The sequence below is a fragment of the Myxacorys chilensis genome (assembly GCF_059505265.1).
Genome location: NZ_JCACKG010000264.1, coordinates 14,199 through 30,084, shown reverse-complemented (window position 1 = coordinate 30,084; position 15,886 = coordinate 14,199). Strand labels below are relative to the sequence as shown.

The window sequence follows — 15,886 nt, the reverse complement described above, 5'->3', positions numbered from 1 at the left end:
GCATTTGCGAACTGCACTTATCGCAAGCCGTCACGCTGATCAGCCACTCCTTCAAAATGAATTGAAAAATTGATTGAACCAATCTAAAAAAGTGAGTGTCTAACGGTACGATGCTGGTGCATCAGAGTTCATACTTCTCAGGAACCTCACACTCATGATTAAGAAGTTAGCCTTTCTTTTACCCGGTTTTGCTGCATTTGTTTTAGTAGGTGTGCCGATGCTGGCAGTTCATGCTCAAGCTCCCTCTGGAACCACCCCCAGAACAGAGCGACGCATGGGCAACAAGCTAAATCTCACCGATGCTCAAAAAGCTCAAATGAAGCAAATTCGTGAGTCTACAAAGAGCCAAGTGCGAGCCGTCTTTACAGCGGAGCAACAGGCAAAGCTTGATGCTGCCGGTCAACAAAAAGGCAAGCGTGGCGAAGTTATGAAGTCGTTGAACTTAAGCGATGACCAGAAAGCCAAAATTAAGGCGATCATGCAAGCGTCTCGCCAGCAGATGGATGCGTTGCTGACGGCAGAACAACGTGCCCTGCGCGACCAGATGCGAAACACCCGTCGGGCTGGTCAACGTCAAGGCTAATTATTCGTAATCAATTTGGGATCACACCAAGACACCTCACGCGGGGTGTCTTTTCTTTGACAAATAAACGGCATTATCAAAAGTTTCACGATTATTAACAAAGAAACTGAAGCCCAGACGTTGAAGTTGGCCAGAGCGACGTTCTGGGGCTGGATTAGGTGAATTCTTTGAAATTTGTGGAGCTAAAGGTTCCCCTTCTCTGATTTATAAAACGAGAATATGATGCCCTTTCTCGCTTGAAACCCCTCAACAACCCTTTAGAGGCGGGAAAACTGCGCCTCGTTTCTAATGGGGTATGTAACGGATTAGGCAAACAGTTTTCCCACTAATGAAAACATCTCGTTTGCTCGTTCACATTTTGTTTTTTGTTCCGCTTTTTATGAAAAGTAAGACCTAAAAGTTGAAAATAATCATTAATCAGGTCCAATAACTAATCTGAACGCCTATAAGCCAAATTTTGACTTAGGAAAAGGTACAGCTTCTTCTAAAACCCTTAAGTCTTGTTTCGACAGCTTCCAATCTCGCCCAGCATCGTTAATAATGCTTTCCAGAGACACAACACATTTCTGCATTCGCTGGCTTCGGTTAGCAGTATGAGCAAAGACTAAATTAGGTCTTTGAAGTCAGCCAGTTTGCGAAGAGACTTACAGGAGACGACCATGAAACTCGCAGTGTATGGAAAAGGTGGAATCGGCAAATCCACGACAAGCTGTAATATTTCAGTTGCTTTGGCAAGGCGGGGTAAGAAAGTTTTGCAAATTGGTTGTGACCCGAAACATGACAGCACATTTACACTGACTGGGTTCTTGATCCCTACCATCATCGACACCTTGCAAGAAAAGGATTATCACTATGAAGACGTGTGGTCGGAAGATGTGATCTACAAGGGCTATGGCGGCGTGGATTGTGTAGAAGCAGGAGGACCACCCGCCGGTGCAGGCTGTGGCGGCTACGTAGTCGGTGAAACCGTCAAACTGCTGAAAGAACTGAATGCCTTCGACGAATACGATGTTATTTTGTTTGATGTGTTGGGCGACGTGGTGTGCGGTGGATTTGCGGCTCCGTTGAACTATGCTGACTACTGCATGATCGTGACTGACAACGGATTTGATGCGCTATTTGCCGCAAATCGGATCGCGGCTTCTGTGCGCGAGAAAGCCCGGACTCACCCCTTACGGTTAGCAGGGTTGATTGGAAATCGCACGTCGAAGCGTGACCTGATCGATAAATATATCGATACCGTTCCGATGCCAGTGCTAGAAGTCTTACCGCTGATCGAAGACATTCGCGTTTCTCGTGTGAAAGGAAAGACGTTGTTTGAGATGGCGGAACATGATCCGTCGCTTAACTATGTGTGCGATTACTACCTCAACATTGCTGACCAAATTCTGGCAAATCCTGAAGGAGTGGTTCCAAACGATACGCCCGATCGCGACTTGTTTGCTCTGCTGTCTGATTTCTACCTCAATCCCAAAGAGCTACCCAAAACCGAAGATACTGCGCTTGATTTGATGATGGTTTAATGACCGATAGAGGGTTTAGGAAAGCACCAAAACAGAAGATACTAGTTTTGTTTTGCTTTCCTCTGGTTCCCTCATGAATATCGACCAGCTTCGTCAATCTCTTAAGGAGAAGTGGCTGAATTACTACCGAGAAAATCGTCAGTGGCTTACTCACATTGCGATTTGGGTGAACTGCGATGGACAGCGTAGACCATCTTCGAGCTTTATTCTAGGTACACTCTCCGTTCTAGAACCGCGTCTCACCGAACTGCTCCCGTTGGTGGTTGACCTCAGTAATAATCCAGACCGAATCGTGACGGCTTTAGGACTCAACTTCAATCCTGATGAAGTGATTGAGGCTGAGTCTGGCTCAAAGGTACGAGCTGAACTAGACGAACGACGCGCCTATCTTCCCCCTGCAAAACCTTCAATTTTGGAACAGATACCGCGCCCTGCTGCTAAACAAGACGAATCTTGCGAGGGAACGGGTCGCCCTTCCAAAACTCAATGATGCTTTGCCGTTCTAGCTGGCATAACAAACCCCAATTAATTCAAAGGACATTTCATTCATGACCCTTGCCGATACTCAATCTTCCTCTCTAAACTTTGAGTGCGAAACGGGCAACTATCATACTTTTTGCCCGATTAGCTGCGTTGCGTGGCTCTATCAAAAAATTGAAGACAGCTTTTTCTTGGTGATTGGCACAAAAACCTGCGGTTATTTTCTGCAAAACGCGATGGGCGTGATGATTTTTGCAGAACCCCGGTATGCAATGGCAGAACTTGAAGAAGGTGATATCTCCGCTCAACTGAACGATTATGGTGAGTTGAAGCGCTTGTGTGAGCAGATTAAGCGCGATCGCAACCCCAGCGTGATCGTTTGGATCGGAACCTGTACGACCGAGATCATCAAGATGGACTTGGAAGGTCTCGCACCCAACCTCGAGGCAGAACTGGGCATTCCGATCGTGGTTGCTCGGGCGAATGGTCTTGACTATGCCTTTACCCAAGGAGAAGACACCGTTTTAGCCGCGATGGCGCAACGCTGTCCAACGAAGGCTCCCCTAGCAGAAGCGGAAAAAGAAGAGAGAAACGCGATTTCTAAGTTGCTCAATTTTGGACGCAAGAAAGAAGAAGTAGCGGCAGAACAATCGGAATACAAGGATCATCCGCCACTCGTTCTATTTGGTTCGCTTCCCGATCCGGTTGTGACGCAACTGACGCTCGAACTGAAGAAACTCGGGATCCAAGTTTCTGGTTGGCTGCCGTCCAAACGCTACACCGAACTTCCTGTGATCGAAGAAGGTTACTACGTCTCAGGCGTCAATCCTTTCCTATCTCGCACGGCAACCACGTTGATGCGTCGCCGCAAGACCAAACTGATCGGCGCACCCTTCCCGATCGGACCCGATGGAACGCGTGCATGGCTAGAAAAAATTTGTTCTGTTTTCAACATTGAGCCGACAGGACTCGCAGAACGAGAGGCTAAGATTTGGGAAAGCGTCGAGGACTATCTCCAACTCATTCGCGGCAAGTCGGTTTTCTTTATGGGAGACAACTTGCTTGAAATTTCTCTAGCACGATTCTTGATTCGGTGCGGCATGACTTGTCCTGAAATCGGCATCCCTTATATGGACAAGCGCTACCAAGGGGCTGAGCTTGCCTTGCTGGAGAAAACGTGCCAAGAGATGGGCGTGCCGTTGCCGACGATCGTTGAGAAGCCCGACAATTACAACCAACTCCAGCGCATTCACGAAATGAAGCCCGATTTGGTGATTACTGGCATGGCTCACGCTAATCCGCTCGAAGCGCGAGGCATCACAACCAAGTGGTCGGTGGAGTTTACCTTTGCTCAGATGCATGGGTTTGGCAATACCCGCGATATTCTCGAACTTGTGACCCGTCCGCTGCGCCGTAATGATGCGCTCAAGGGCTTGGGCTGGGAGAAGTTAGTAAAAGAAGAAGCCAGTCGATAAGCATAGCTGAGGTTTGACTCTTGGTTGGGGTGCGGCAACGCATCCCTTTTTTTCTTGCGATCGCAAAGGCTTTGCACAAATAAGAAGAGCGCGATTTGTGATCAGAAAAACGTTCCGATGCCTTTGTGCCGTTCCCTTCTTTAATTCCACGCTTTGACGCCACATCACCTGTCTGCATCTTGTTGTTATGATCAAACGCATCTACGCCATTTCTTTTTGTGAAAGAAGTAATATTTCTCGCGAAACAAGTCGGTATAGAACTCGTCGCAGATTCAGGGAATAGCTGTTGCGTTTCTCATTCCTCATCTTTTGTCGCTATGACTTTACGCTATTTACTGTTGCTCGGATTCCTGGCTGGCATCTTGACTCCTGCTGCTCAAGCGGCTGATCCGGGCTGTCCTGCTCCTGCTTTGTCTCGGTTAGGACGGCACATTGTCGCTTCTGGAGAAACGCTAGAGAGCATTGCTAAGAAATATAATTTAGTTCCACCGACATTGATCAGTTTGAATCCGAGCGCTCGGAGTGGCAAAGTAGCGGTAGGCTCAGAACTCTTAATTCCACCGTACAACGGGACGCGAGTTGAAGTGCCGACGGGTCAATCGTGGCGCAATGTGGCAGCGAAATATCGAGTGCGCCCGGATGTACTGTATGAGGTCAACGGTTGTCAAAAGTCTCCAAGAGTTGTCTTTATTCCGGGGGTAAAAGGGGCGTCTAATGAAGCAGTAACGCCTAGTGCGGCGTCTGGCTCACTGTCGGGCTATCCGTTGGCGCAAAAGTCTGCCGTTTTGCTGGGCTACGGGTGGTATATTCCTTCTGGCAAAGGTGAACCTGTGTTTCACAGTGGGTTAGATTTGGACGCGCGATCGGGAACCTCTGTTAGCGCGATCGCAGATGGAACCGTGGCGTTTGCCGGATCTCAAGGCGCTTACGGCAATATGGTTGTGATCAATCATCAGAAAGGCTATCAAACTCGCTATGCTCAACTGGCGTCGATCAAGGTTAAAGTTGGGCAAACCGTTAAGCGAGGAACCTCGATTGGTACAGTCGGGCAAACTGGAACCCCAAGTTCCCTGAAGCCTCACCTGCATTTTGAGGTGAGGACGAATTCCAATCTAGGCTGGGTAGCTGAAGATCCCTCCTCTCACCTGCAAAAGTAGTAATTTTCACACACCCTGAAGCAGCTTCTGCGAATCGCTTTGTAGCGCGATATTTTCGATCCCAACAACGGAACACTATCTTCAGAACTAGAAGTAGGCTCTGCAAGATGTTTAGTACAGAAGATTTGCAGGTTTTCGAGATGCCCTTGGGATGGGAGCGCAATGATGCTCTAGGAAAAATTTTTCACCCGAAGCTGGCTGCAATTCAACTTAAAATCAATGAGTTAATTCGGCAAGTTTACGGTATTGAAGTTCATAGAAAGTACAAAACGTCTTTTTTGCCCACTTCCTCTGAAAATTCTGGTGGATACACAGGAGATAAACGACGCTCAGACAGACCGTACAATCCTTCTAAGAATGTGCCTGATGCCTCTTGCGCTGTTCTACGAGGAAGCGGCAATGCGGCTATTCCAAAAGCAAGAGGCGGTTTCGCGAAGCAACATTTCGGTATTTTCGGTGCATATTTAAGTGACTTTGGCGACGATGGCGTTTTGGTCGGGGCAATGCTTATGCCCTACGTGTACTACCGATACACGCAAGAGATTAGGGATGCGTTTGTCAGCGCAGCCAAGCAGTTAGAGTTGTTTGAGCTTTTGACGGGCTATTGCGATCATTTCAATTCACCTGATTGTCCCATTGAAGAAGCATTCTACACAGATAGAGCATGGGCTTTTCTCAATCCAAATAATGCCTTAGAAGCGACCTCAGAAGACTATGCTTGGTTGACTATTTCATCTGCTGCCGCGTTTCCGCTATTTGATGTTTTTACTCGCTTATGTTCTAATCCCAAACTTTCACTTCAACAAGACTACTGTTCCTTGTTTTATTCTTGGTATGACAATCATGTTGAGGACTACATCTCTCAGTTTTCGATTGAATCAATCTCCGATGAAAGTATTTGGAAATCTGAAACTGAAACTCGACGCATTTTCGAGGAACTCTGCAATGCCAAGTTCCCCAAGTCCCGACCAAGTTGGCTGAAGTCAAATAAAGGAACATCTCTCGAACTGGATGGATATAACCAAGATCTCAAAATAGCATTTGAATATCAGGGTGAGTACCATTACATGGAAGTCCCGATCCATCAGCAGAGAAGGACACTTGTAGAGATCCAGCGAACGGATCAGCTAAAAGAAGATTTGTGCCAAAGGTATGGTGTTACATTGATTCAAGTTCCCTACTGGGAAAAAGGTAGTAAGCAGTTCATCATTGAGAGGCTTCAAGCTGTTGGAAAACTAAGCGCTTAATCGTGGCGTAAGCGCAATAATTCGGTTTGCATCTGCGATCGCAGCTTCTCTGCATATTGATAGGTCTGCGATCGCGTTTGTTCTACGTCTTTCCATGGGGATTGTAGGGGTTGGAGATAATAGCGTAGATGCGATCGCACTGCCCATACGCCCAACGAAGGAAACAATACGAAGAGCAACAGAAACGGTGACACGGGCAGCAATGGCATCTTCAATCGTCGCGCCAACCAGGTTGAATTGACCGTCCAAGGATGTAAATTCTCATTACCTAAACATACAACAGGTAATATTGGAACGCGATCGCGAACGCTAAGCCGAACAAAACTTGGATCAAACGTTTCAAGCTGATAGCGATGTCGCCACCCTTTTGCTAACCCTCGCCAGCTTTCTGGCGCATAGAGTACAACATTTTTCTGAGCGGTTCCATTGTCGTGCGACGTGCTGATTCCGGCGGAATTGCGCTCTGAGCTAATCGCCCGCTCAAAACTTTCCCGCTCTGCTCGCACGCCGCCCAACATCTGCGCCCATCCTTGCGGTAGCCACCACTTTAACCACGGATGATCGAAGAACAAGGGATGCGCTACAGGCTGAATAAACCAGTCTTTCTCCTGCCCCAACAAAAAGCCTAGACAGACAAAGTCCCACGGAAAGCACATGCCTGCGTGATTGAGGGCGACAACTGCAGGGGGATGCTCAGGTAAGCAGTCAAGATGATGAAGTTCTGCTCGAAAGTAGCGCGTGACGATCGGCGCTAAAACTTCATCTCGAAAGGCTTTTTGGTACTCTGGATCAGGTGCAACTTTGGTTGCACTAGGAGATCGAAATCCGAGCCGAATCCAACGGATCAAAAGCGCAATATAGAATCCTCCTGGAATGAGAAATAGAGCATACTCCAGCCCATTCCAGCCACCGGGATCGGGGCGGTAGTGCTGCCAGTGACGATTGAATAAGATGAGCCAAGCAGGGGGATACCACAGGCAAAATCGGTCAAACCAGGAGAATCGAAAAGGCGTCATAACGTTAGAAGCTAAATGCGCATGTAGAGACATCCACTTGACGTTCAGAGTACTGTCATCGTTTCAGAAAAGCCATCCCTCGATATTCAGAACTTAGATTGCCAACAGATTTTTTCAGGACTTACACAGAGATTTCTGTTGGCAACAAATCTGCTAATGGATGGATTTGCTAATGGAGGCAACAGACATCTTCGACACTTCGCAAAGATTAGATCTGGTTGCAACCTGACTCTATCTGTTCACAGACTACATCTGCTATCAAATCTGCTGCTACTGCGTAAGTCCTGTTCTAACTGCTCTGTTTTTCTAACTGCTAAGGGTTGCCTCCTGCGCTTCCTGCGTTGGTTCTTCAGGGGGTAAACCCGTTACGATGCGATAGAGCTTGACATATTCGATCGCAGACTTTTCCCAACTAAAATTCTGCTGCATTCCTCGCGTCTGTAATTCCTTCCAGTAGGGCTTAAACCGAAATCCTTCCCAGGCTCGCACCATGCAAGTGAACAGATCAAGCGGTTCGTAGCGATCGAAGGCATAGCCTGTTCCCGCGTGGTTTTCTGGATCGTGAGGAAACACTGTATCGACTAAGCCACCCGTCCGTCGCACGATCGGGACGCAGCCATAGCGCAACGCCAGCATTTGACTGATCCCACACGGCTCAAACCGAGACGGCATCAAGAACGCGTCCGATCCGGCGTAAATTCTTCTAGCCAACGCATCGTTGTAGAGCAGAAACACCGACATGCGACCGGGATACTTCGCCGAAAGCTGCCACATTTGGGTTTCGTAGTAGCGATCGCCCGTTCCGAGCAAAATAAACTGCGAATCGGTGTACGCCATAAAGCGATCGAGGGTTTGAATCACTAAATCCAATCCCTTTTGCTCAACGAGCCGTGTCACCATGCCGATCAAAAACGCCTTGGAGTTTACTTCCAGACCAACTTCTTCTTGAAGCGCAATCTTATTTGCTTTTCGGTTGTCTAAACTGTCGATTCCGAAGGGCTTTGTGATAGTTTTATCAACCTCTGGATCGTAAGCCTCAGTGTCGATGCCATTAACGATTCCAGACACTTTACCGCTAATAAAAGACAGCAATCCTTCTAACGTTTCTCCGTAAGCGGGTGTCTTAATTTGCTCTGCATAGGTGGGTGAAACGGTATTGACCCAATTGGCAAATTGCACTGCTGCTGCCATCGTATTGTGTCCTTGCATGTACCAAGGGCACCACGTCATCTGCTCCAACTTCCAGCGCCAAGGACCTTGATACGCCAAATTGTGAATCGTGAAAACGGTGGCAATATCTGGATCTTGGTGCATCCACACCGGAATCATGCCCGTATGCCAGTCATGGCAGTGAATAATTTCGGGCTTCCAATAGTTCCACGCAAACTCTGCTGCGCCATTGGCAAAAAACGTAAACCGCCAGTCTTCATCTTCACCGGAGTAAATCCGCCGAGGATCAAACGCAGGATGCCCAAACAAATACAAGGGGACATCGCTACCGGGAAGCACCGTTTCATAGACGGCGAAGGGATTAAACATCGCGGATCCCTTCCAGACTGGCTCTGCGGGAATGTCAATCTTGTCGTTGAGAAAGCCATAGTAGGGCATAAAAATGCGGACATCGTGCCCCATCGCTCGCAGCACTTTCGGTAACGCCCCGGCGACATCTCCCATGCCTCCTACTTTTGCGATCGGAGCGACTTCGGCTGCCACAAATAAAATTCGCATGGTTTGCTCTATGTCCCCTTGGTGAGTTGGTCGCGCTATGAGTCGTAGCACTGAGTCACAGCACTGTGATCATACCGACTTGAGGGAAGTTGTAGGCAGTGCGATCTCAAAAATGTCGTGATCGCAGACTTTCAGCAGACATAAATCTCTGTCTTCCAGAAGGGCATTTTAAGCAAGAGGTTTTGAGGAAAACTTCAAAATCTTAACTTTTACCTTCAGTTTGCGTGGAGAAAAGAATTTATGCTTAGCGTTAGCTCTAATGAGTTGGATCGTATAAAAGACGAATGCAAGGCAATGGCAACAAAGCGAGCAGTTGTCTCCTCTGTGGCATCAATGGTTCCTATTCCCGGAGTGGATATTGTTGCTGATATTGGAATGTTGATGGAAGTGCTTCCGAAAATTAGCAGCAAGTTTGGTCTAGCCGCAGATCAAATTGAGCAACTAGATCCCCAATCAAAGGCGGTAATTTATGGTGTTGCCACTAATTTAGGTAACCAAATGATTGGGAAAGTATTAACTAAGCAGCTAGTCATGCAAGTTCTAAAGACAGTCGGCATTCGCCTACCTGCTAAGCAAGTTGCAAAATACATTCCGGTAGCTGGGCAAATCGCTGCTGCTACTCTTGGATTTGCTGCTATGAAGCTTGTTTGTGAATCACACATTAACGACTGCCACCGAGTTGCAAAGCAACTTGCTTCATCGAAACGTTGAGTCTCAACAACCAAGTTTTTTCTAATTAAAATCCAAGAGTAGTAATTTCCCTCCTTCAAAGCTAAAGCACGATAGTCGCAATTAATTTACAACTAGCGACTATCTCTAACATCTTTAAAGTGGTGTGGGGCTAAACGTAAACCTTGATCTTCTCTTCAAAGCTAATAGGTTTGAATAATGGCCCTATCCTAACTCCGGTTAATCGTCGCGAAAATCTCATCTAAGATTTCCTGCGCGCCTTGCTCTTTGGCTCGGTGAGCTAGTTCAATTCCTAGCTGTTCGGCATCGGTTGCAGCGCCCGAAACCGTATTTTTTACCAGCCTTTTACCATCTAGGCTCGCAACAACTCCAGTTAGAGTCAGCGTGTCGCCATCAATGACAGTGTTCACCCCGATCGGCACTTGGCAACCGCCTTCTAACTCACGCAAGAATGACCGTTCTGCATAGCAACGGTACGCGGTGGGCTGATGTTGCAATACCTTCAGCAACTCCAGAATCTCGGTGTCTCCTTCGCGGCACTCAATGCCCAACGCCCCTTGTCCGACAGCATGAAGCGAGATTTCAGGGGAAATGGTTTGGTGAATGCGATCGCTCAAATCCAATCGATGCAATCCTGCATACGCCAAAATCAGCGCATCATATTCGCCTGCATCTAGCTTAGCTAAGCGAGTAATCACGTTACCGCGCACATCTTTGAAGGTGAAATGCGGGTAGTGATGGCGCAGTTGGGCTAATCGCCGTAAGGAAGACGTGCCAATCACCGCACTTTCGGGCAGGGTGTCAAGCTGCTTATCTTTGTGCTTCTCGTGGACGGCCAGCGCATCAGCCGGATTCTCGCGCTCGGTCACGCAACCGAGCATTAAACCTTCCGGCAAGTGGGTCGGCAAATCTTTCAGCGAATGCACGGCAAAATCGGTATCGCCGTTCAGCATTCCGACTTCTAGCTCTTTGGTGAAGAGTCCTTTGTCGCCGATTTTTGCCAGCGCAACATCTAAAATTTTGTCGCCCTGAGTACTCATCGTGTGGACTTCAAAGGTGATGTCAGGGAACGCCTTCTGCAACTGTTCCTGAACCCAGTGAGTTTGAACTAGAGCTAACTGACTTTTGCGAGAACCGATCCGAATGGTGCGGGCGGGACTAGAAACAGTTGGAGACATCATAGCGGCAGGGTGAAATAGGCTTTTCAAATCACTTTCTCCACCTTACCGTAGTGTGTTGATCGATGGGTGAGCGCATCCTGCTGAAATGGTTACAGTTGGTTAAGCGACTTGAATCAATGCCAAGAAATAATAAACAGAGCAGATTGCAATAGACCTTATGAACGCTTTTTCTATTCAATTCTTCTGTACAAACAGTTCTTCTATACAAACAATAATCAAGTGAAGCGATGTAGCCAATTACGGCGGCATTATTGCTTAGAGCGCCAGTGTTGGAGAATGTGACGTGATCGTTGGCGATCGCAAGCTGACGCTTCAAGCTCAAAACTCGGATGTTGGGGTAAAAAGCTCGGAGTTCCGAGCTCAGAAGGCGACATTCCGAGTAAAAAGCTCGGAGTTCCGAGTCCAGAAGGTGAAAATTCAAGTAAAAAGCTCGGAGTTCCGAGTCCAGAAGGTGAAAATTCAAGTAAAAAGCTCGGAGTTCCGAGTTCAGAAGGCGACATTCCGAGTAAAAAGCCTGAAGTTCCGGGTTCTAAGGTCGAGGTTTTGAGATCAATGCTCGGAATGTGGGGTAAAAAGCTCGAAATATCGAATTAGGTATCTCATCTATGCCCTCGACGACTGAATTCCTTCCAAGTCAACGCTTCGTTCAAAAGTTCAGATCAGTAGAGACAGAATCAACCCATTGCGTCTCCCGTTATGCAAAGGACTGTGCAAAGGTCTTCAATTCCTTCGAGAAATCGACGATCCAGATCCGCAGTTTTTCTATTTACACATTTGTCGCGGCAACGCTAGAAGAAAATCGCGATACGATTTTATAGGGTATAGCCTTAGAAACTGCAACAATTCTTCAGTTAGCGTCAAGTCTAATTCGAGCAGATTTCCACCATCTGTCTCAGCCAGTTGAGTCAGCAGAGATAGGGACGATCGTTGCCCGCTTGTGTGAGAGAAAGGAAGGAAAAAGATCATGATTCAGGATCAGCAAGCGGCTGAACAGATTTTTGCGGGCAATGGTGAAATGGCAAGGTTGATGCGATCGTACGATTGGTCAACGACTTCTCTGGGGCCGGTAGAGCAGTGGTCACAAAGCTTGAAAACCGCTGTGCGAATTATGTTGACCTGTCGCCAACCGATGTTTGTTTGGTGGGGAGAGGAACTGATTAATCTTTACAACGATGCCTACAAAGCGATCCTTGGCGGGAAGCATCTCACTGCCTTGGGTCAGTCTGCCCCTGTTGTGTGGCGAGAGGTTTGGGATCAGGTCGGTCCTAGGGCAGAATTCGCCATGCTCAAGAATGAAGGAACCTATGATGAAGCCCTGCTGCTGATCATGGAGCGCAACGGCTACCCGGAGGAGACCTATTACACATTTTCGTACAGTCCGATTCCTGATGAGCAGGGTCGCACGAGTGGCATTCTCTGTGCCAATATTGAGGATACCCATCGGATCATCGGTGAACGTCAGTTAGCGCTGTTGCGGGAGTTGGCCACCAAGACAGCAGACGCCCGAACGTTTAATGAAGCCTGTCGGCTGAGCGCAGCCTGCCTAGAAAACAATCTTCATGACCTCCCCTTCGCGATGATTTATCTCGTCGATCCGGATCAACAGCAGCTTTCTCTCGCTGGAACCTCCGGTATCGATCGCAGTCATACGGCAGTTCCTGAAACAGTCGATCTGACTTCCGATTCGGTTTGGTCTTTTGCAAAAGTGAGCGAGACGCATCAAGTCACTTTAATGTCTGATTTGGAAGCCTCTTTTGGTCACTTGCCGACAGGCGCTTGGCAGCAGCCACCCCACCAAGCCGTCGCTGTGCCCATTGCTCCATCAGGACAGACCGGAAAAGCTGGCATCTTGGTCGCTGGCTTGAACCCGTTCAGGCTCTTCGACGACAGCTATCGAGGATTTATCGATCTCGTGGCGGCTCAAATCTCGGCTAGCATCGGCAATGCCCAAGCTTACGAAGAAGAGCGCAAGCGTGCGGAAGCTCTAGCAGAACTCGATCGCGCTAAAACTGCGTTTTTCAGCAATGTCAGCCATGAGTTTCGCACGCCATTAACGTTGATGCTGAGTCCGCTTGAAGAACTTTCAAACAGCTTAGAGGGACGATTACAACCCGACGAGCGTGAACAGTTAGAACTATTGCAGCGCAACGGCCTGCGATTACAAAAGCTAGTCAACACGCTACTCGACTTCTCCCGGATTGAAGCGGGACGCGTGCAGGCATCCTATGAACCGACCGATTTAGCCACTTACACCGCAGAACTTGCCAGCACATTTCGATCGCTGATTGAGCGGGCTAGAATGCGTCTTGTGCTCGACTGCCCAGCACTACCAGAACCTGTGTACGTCGATCGCGAAATGTGGGAAAAGATTGTTCTCAATCTCATCTCTAATGCGTTCAAGTTTACGTTTATTGGAAGTATCACCGTTCGATTAAAATCTGTTGGTCATTCTGTTGAATTGAGTGTTGAAGATACAGGTGTTGGCATTTCTAGAAATGAGTTACCCCGATTGTTTGAACGATTTCATCGAGTCAGTGGAACGCGATCGCGCACTTATGAAGGGTCAGGAATTGGCTTGGCTCTGGTGCAAGAATTGGTCAAGCTGCACGGTGGAACCATTCGCGTCACAAGCCAATTGAATCAGGGGACAACGTTTACGATCGCGATTCCCCTCGGGTCGGCTCATTTACCGCAAGACCGCATTCAAGCGGCTCACACTTTAGAATCGACCGCACTGGGAGCCGCGCCGTTTGTCAAAGAAGCGTTGCGCTGGCTACCCGATGCCCCCGAAGTGAACCAACTTCAGGAAACGGTGCTTGATTTAGAGGCTGGGTTGTCTTTGCCCCGTGAAATCGAGGGACGAATTCTCTTAGCTGACGATAATGCCGATATGCGCGACTATGTGAAGCGGTTGTTGAGTTCGCGCTTTCAAGTGGAAACGGCAACGAATGGCAAGACTGCGCTGGATGCCATCCAAGCAAATCCACCCGACTTGGTGTTAACCGATGTGATGATGCCAGAGATGGATGGGTTTGAACTGCTGCGATCGCTCCGCGCAAACCCCGTCACCCAAGATATTCCGATCATTCTCTTGTCGGCTCGTGCAGGTGAAGAGGCACGGGTAGAAGGGCTGGAAGCCGGGGCCGATGATTATTTGATCAAACCCTTCTCGGCGCGAGAACTGCTGGCACGAGTCGAAGCTAGTTTGAAACTAGCGCAGCTAAGGCAGGAAGCTACTCAGCGAGAGCGAACCCTTCTGGGGCGCGTGACCGATGCGTTTATGGCAATGGATCTCGACTTTCGCATTACCTACGCTAACCCAGCCGCAGAACAAGTGGCGCAAACTCCCTTAGAAGCAATGCTCGGCAAAACGATGTGGGAAGCATTTCCAGCTACGGTCGGCGCTCAGTTTGAATTTCAGTATCGACGATCGCTAAGTGAGCAGGTCGCGGTGGACTTTGAGGAATATTATGCCCCGCTTGATTTGTGGGTTGAGGTTCACGTTTATCCTTCACCAACGGGACTGTCTCTTTTCTTTCGGGATATCAACGATCGTAAACGCGCCGAAGCGGTGCGATCGCGCATGGCCCAGGAACGCGACCAACTGCTCCAGCGGGAACAAGCTGCCCGCGAACAAGCTGAAACAGCCAACCGGATCAAAGATGAGTTTTTGGCCGTGCTGTCGCATGAGTTGCGATCGCCGCTTAATCCAATTTTGGGTTGGTCAAGGATACTTCAAAAGGGCAGGTTAGACAGTGTAAAGGCCGCTCAAGCCCTAAGTGTGATCGAGCGCAATGCTAAGTTGCAAGCTGAACTCATTGAAGATTTGCTCGATGTCTCTCGAATCCTGCAAGGGAAACTTAGCTTGAATGTTTGCCCAGTCCCACTCGTGCCAACGATTCAAGCGGCAATGGAAACGGTTCGACTGGCGGCAGAAGCCAGATCCATCCAAATACAGGCAAAGCTTGATCCCAATATTGGGCAAGTTTCAGGTGATCCAAACCGATTGCAGCAAGTGGTGTGGAATCTCCTCTCGAATGCCGTCAAGTTCACGCCAGAAGGAGGACGAGTCGACATTCAACTGGAGCGTTCAGGCTCCTGTGCTCAGATTAGCGTTAGCGATACGGGTAAGGGCATCCATCCCGACTTCCTTTGCAATGTGTTTGACTACTTCCGGCAAGAAGACGGGGCGACCACGCGCAAGTTTGGGGGACTGGGGTTGGGGCTGGCGATCGTTCGTCACTTGGTCGAACTGCATGGCGGCACTGTCCAGGCAGAGAGTTTAGGCGAAGGGCAGGGGGCAACCTTTAGGGTGAAACTACCGCTGATGTCGAAGTCACACCAAACGAATGTGGACAGTCGGCCGTCTGAGCCTTCTATCAATCTAGAAGGCGTTTTGGTTCTGGTGGTCGATGATACGGCGGATACGCGAGAGTTTGTTACCTTCCTGCTAGAGATGCAGGGGGCGGCTGTAACCGCCGTCGCTTCTGCCGTTGAAGCCTTGGGTGCTTTAGCTCAGTCCCCGGCAGATGTGCTGGTGAGCGATATTGGCATGCCAGACATGGATGGGTACATGCTGATGCGGCAACTGAGAGCTTTGCCACCAGAGCAGGGCGGGCAAATTCCAGCGATCGCGGTGACGGCCTATGCCGGAGACTTCAATCAGCAGCAGGCGCTCGAAGCCGGGTTTCAACGCCACCTGGCTAAACCGATCGAACCCAACGAGTTAGTCAGCGCGATCGCGGATCTAATCGCCAGAAGCAGACATGACTGAACAAATAACCAAGGAAAACGTAGCATAGTTGA

12 protein-coding genes are annotated in these 15,886 nt (G+C 48.8%); 8 read left to right on the top strand and 4 right to left on the bottom strand.

Going from position 1 to position 15,886, the window contains the following annotated elements; genetic code table 11:
• Window positions 1-154 precede the first annotated feature (154 nt).
• From AC5JLB_RS27105 to AC5JLB_RS27080, 6 genes are all read left to right on the top strand, one after another.
• The gene (locus AC5JLB_RS27105; protein WP_495876944.1) at window positions 155-583 is read left to right on the top strand and encodes a Spy/CpxP family protein refolding chaperone; all 429 of its coding nucleotides are present in this window, start codon (window positions 155-157) and stop codon (window positions 581-583) included.
• A gap of 659 nt (window positions 584-1,242) precedes the next feature.
• Entirely contained in the window at window positions 1,243-2,106 is an 864-nt protein-coding gene (gene bchL / locus AC5JLB_RS27100; protein ID WP_495876943.1) for a ferredoxin:protochlorophyllide reductase (ATP-dependent) iron-sulfur ATP-binding protein, read from the top strand.
• Window positions 2,107-2,179: 73 nt separating this feature from the next.
• A complete protein-coding gene (locus AC5JLB_RS27095; protein ID WP_495876942.1) occupies window positions 2,180-2,596 on the top strand; it encodes a DUF5331 domain-containing protein in 417 nt (138 codons plus the stop codon).
• 58 nt (window positions 2,597-2,654) lie between these two features.
• Window positions 2,655-4,061 carry a ferredoxin:protochlorophyllide reductase (ATP-dependent) subunit N gene (locus tag AC5JLB_RS27090; RefSeq protein WP_495876941.1) on the top strand — a complete coding sequence of 469 codons (1,407 nt, stop codon included), beginning with the start codon at window positions 2,655-2,657 and terminating at the stop codon, window positions 4,059-4,061.
• A gap of 317 nt (window positions 4,062-4,378) precedes the next feature.
• Window positions 4,379-5,218 (top strand): LysM peptidoglycan-binding domain-containing M23 family metallopeptidase, encoded by an 840-nt coding sequence (locus AC5JLB_RS27085; protein ID WP_495876940.1) that lies wholly within the window; start codon window positions 4,379-4,381, stop codon window positions 5,216-5,218.
• A gap of 107 nt (window positions 5,219-5,325) precedes the next feature.
• On the top strand, window positions 5,326-6,465 hold the full coding sequence (locus AC5JLB_RS27080; protein ID WP_495876939.1) for a hypothetical protein: 1,140 nt from the start codon (window positions 5,326-5,328) through the stop codon (window positions 6,463-6,465).
• On the opposite strand, the gene AC5JLB_RS27075 is transcribed toward AC5JLB_RS27080, so the two are convergent.
• The gene (locus AC5JLB_RS27075; RefSeq protein WP_495876938.1) at window positions 6,462-7,481 is read right to left on the bottom strand and encodes a 1-acyl-sn-glycerol-3-phosphate acyltransferase; all 1,020 of its coding nucleotides are present in this window, start codon (window positions 7,479-7,481) and stop codon (window positions 6,462-6,464) included. The two genes, AC5JLB_RS27080 and AC5JLB_RS27075, sit on opposite strands and share 4 nt — an antisense overlap.
• Before the next feature lie 306 nt (window positions 7,482-7,787).
• Complete coding sequence (glgA, locus tag AC5JLB_RS27070) at window positions 7,788-9,209, bottom strand: glycogen synthase GlgA (protein WP_495876937.1); 1,422 nt, start codon at window positions 9,207-9,209, stop codon at window positions 7,788-7,790.
• Between the two features lie 240 nt (window positions 9,210-9,449).
• On the opposite strand from glgA, the gene AC5JLB_RS27065 reads away from it, so the two are divergent.
• Window positions 9,450-9,920, top strand: coding sequence for a hypothetical protein (locus AC5JLB_RS27065; protein ID WP_495876936.1), 471 nt, complete (start codon window positions 9,450-9,452; stop codon window positions 9,918-9,920).
• A 188-nt stretch (window positions 9,921-10,108) separates the two neighbouring features.
• Here AC5JLB_RS27065 and hemC read toward each other — a convergent pair whose 3' ends face one another.
• Window positions 10,109-11,080 carry a hydroxymethylbilane synthase gene (gene hemC, locus AC5JLB_RS27060; protein WP_495876935.1) on the bottom strand — a complete coding sequence of 324 codons (972 nt, stop codon included), beginning with the start codon at window positions 11,078-11,080 and terminating at the stop codon, window positions 10,109-10,111.
• A gap of 248 nt (window positions 11,081-11,328) precedes the next feature.
• The gene (locus AC5JLB_RS27055; protein WP_495876934.1) at window positions 11,329-11,580 is read right to left on the bottom strand and encodes a hypothetical protein; all 252 of its coding nucleotides are present in this window, start codon (window positions 11,578-11,580) and stop codon (window positions 11,329-11,331) included.
• Between the two features lie 464 nt (window positions 11,581-12,044).
• Here AC5JLB_RS27055 and AC5JLB_RS27050 point away from each other — a divergent pair, with 464 nt between their 5' ends.
• Complete coding sequence (locus tag AC5JLB_RS27050; protein WP_495876933.1) at window positions 12,045-15,854, top strand: ATP-binding protein; 3,810 nt, start codon at window positions 12,045-12,047, stop codon at window positions 15,852-15,854.
• Window positions 15,855-15,886 lie beyond the last annotated feature (32 nt).

Coding starts and splice junctions, on each gene's coding strand:
- AC5JLB_RS27105 (WP_495876944.1), top strand. CDS start 155: ATGATTAAGAAGTTAGCCTTTCTTTTACCCGGTTTTGCTGCATTTGTT.
- bchL (WP_495876943.1), top strand. CDS start 1,243: ATGAAACTCGCAGTGTATGGAAAAGGTGGAATCGGCAAATCCACGACA.
- AC5JLB_RS27095 (WP_495876942.1), top strand. CDS start 2,180: ATGAATATCGACCAGCTTCGTCAATCTCTTAAGGAGAAGTGGCTGAAT.
- AC5JLB_RS27090 (WP_495876941.1), top strand. CDS start 2,655: ATGACCCTTGCCGATACTCAATCTTCCTCTCTAAACTTTGAGTGCGAA.
- AC5JLB_RS27085 (WP_495876940.1), top strand. CDS start 4,379: ATGACTTTACGCTATTTACTGTTGCTCGGATTCCTGGCTGGCATCTTG.
- AC5JLB_RS27080 (WP_495876939.1), top strand. CDS start 5,326: ATGTTTAGTACAGAAGATTTGCAGGTTTTCGAGATGCCCTTGGGATGG.
- AC5JLB_RS27075 (WP_495876938.1), bottom strand. CDS start 7,481: ATGACGCCTTTTCGATTCTCCTGGTTTGACCGATTTTGCCTGTGGTAT.
- glgA (WP_495876937.1), bottom strand. CDS start 9,209: ATGCGAATTTTATTTGTGGCAGCCGAAGTCGCTCCGATCGCAAAAGTA.
- AC5JLB_RS27065 (WP_495876936.1), top strand. CDS start 9,450: ATGCTTAGCGTTAGCTCTAATGAGTTGGATCGTATAAAAGACGAATGC.
- hemC (WP_495876935.1), bottom strand. CDS start 11,080: ATGATGTCTCCAACTGTTTCTAGTCCCGCCCGCACCATTCGGATCGGT.
- AC5JLB_RS27055 (WP_495876934.1), bottom strand. CDS start 11,580: ATGTCGCCTTCTGAACTCGGAACTCCGAGCTTTTTACTTGAATTTTCA.
- AC5JLB_RS27050 (WP_495876933.1), top strand. CDS start 12,045: ATGATTCAGGATCAGCAAGCGGCTGAACAGATTTTTGCGGGCAATGGT.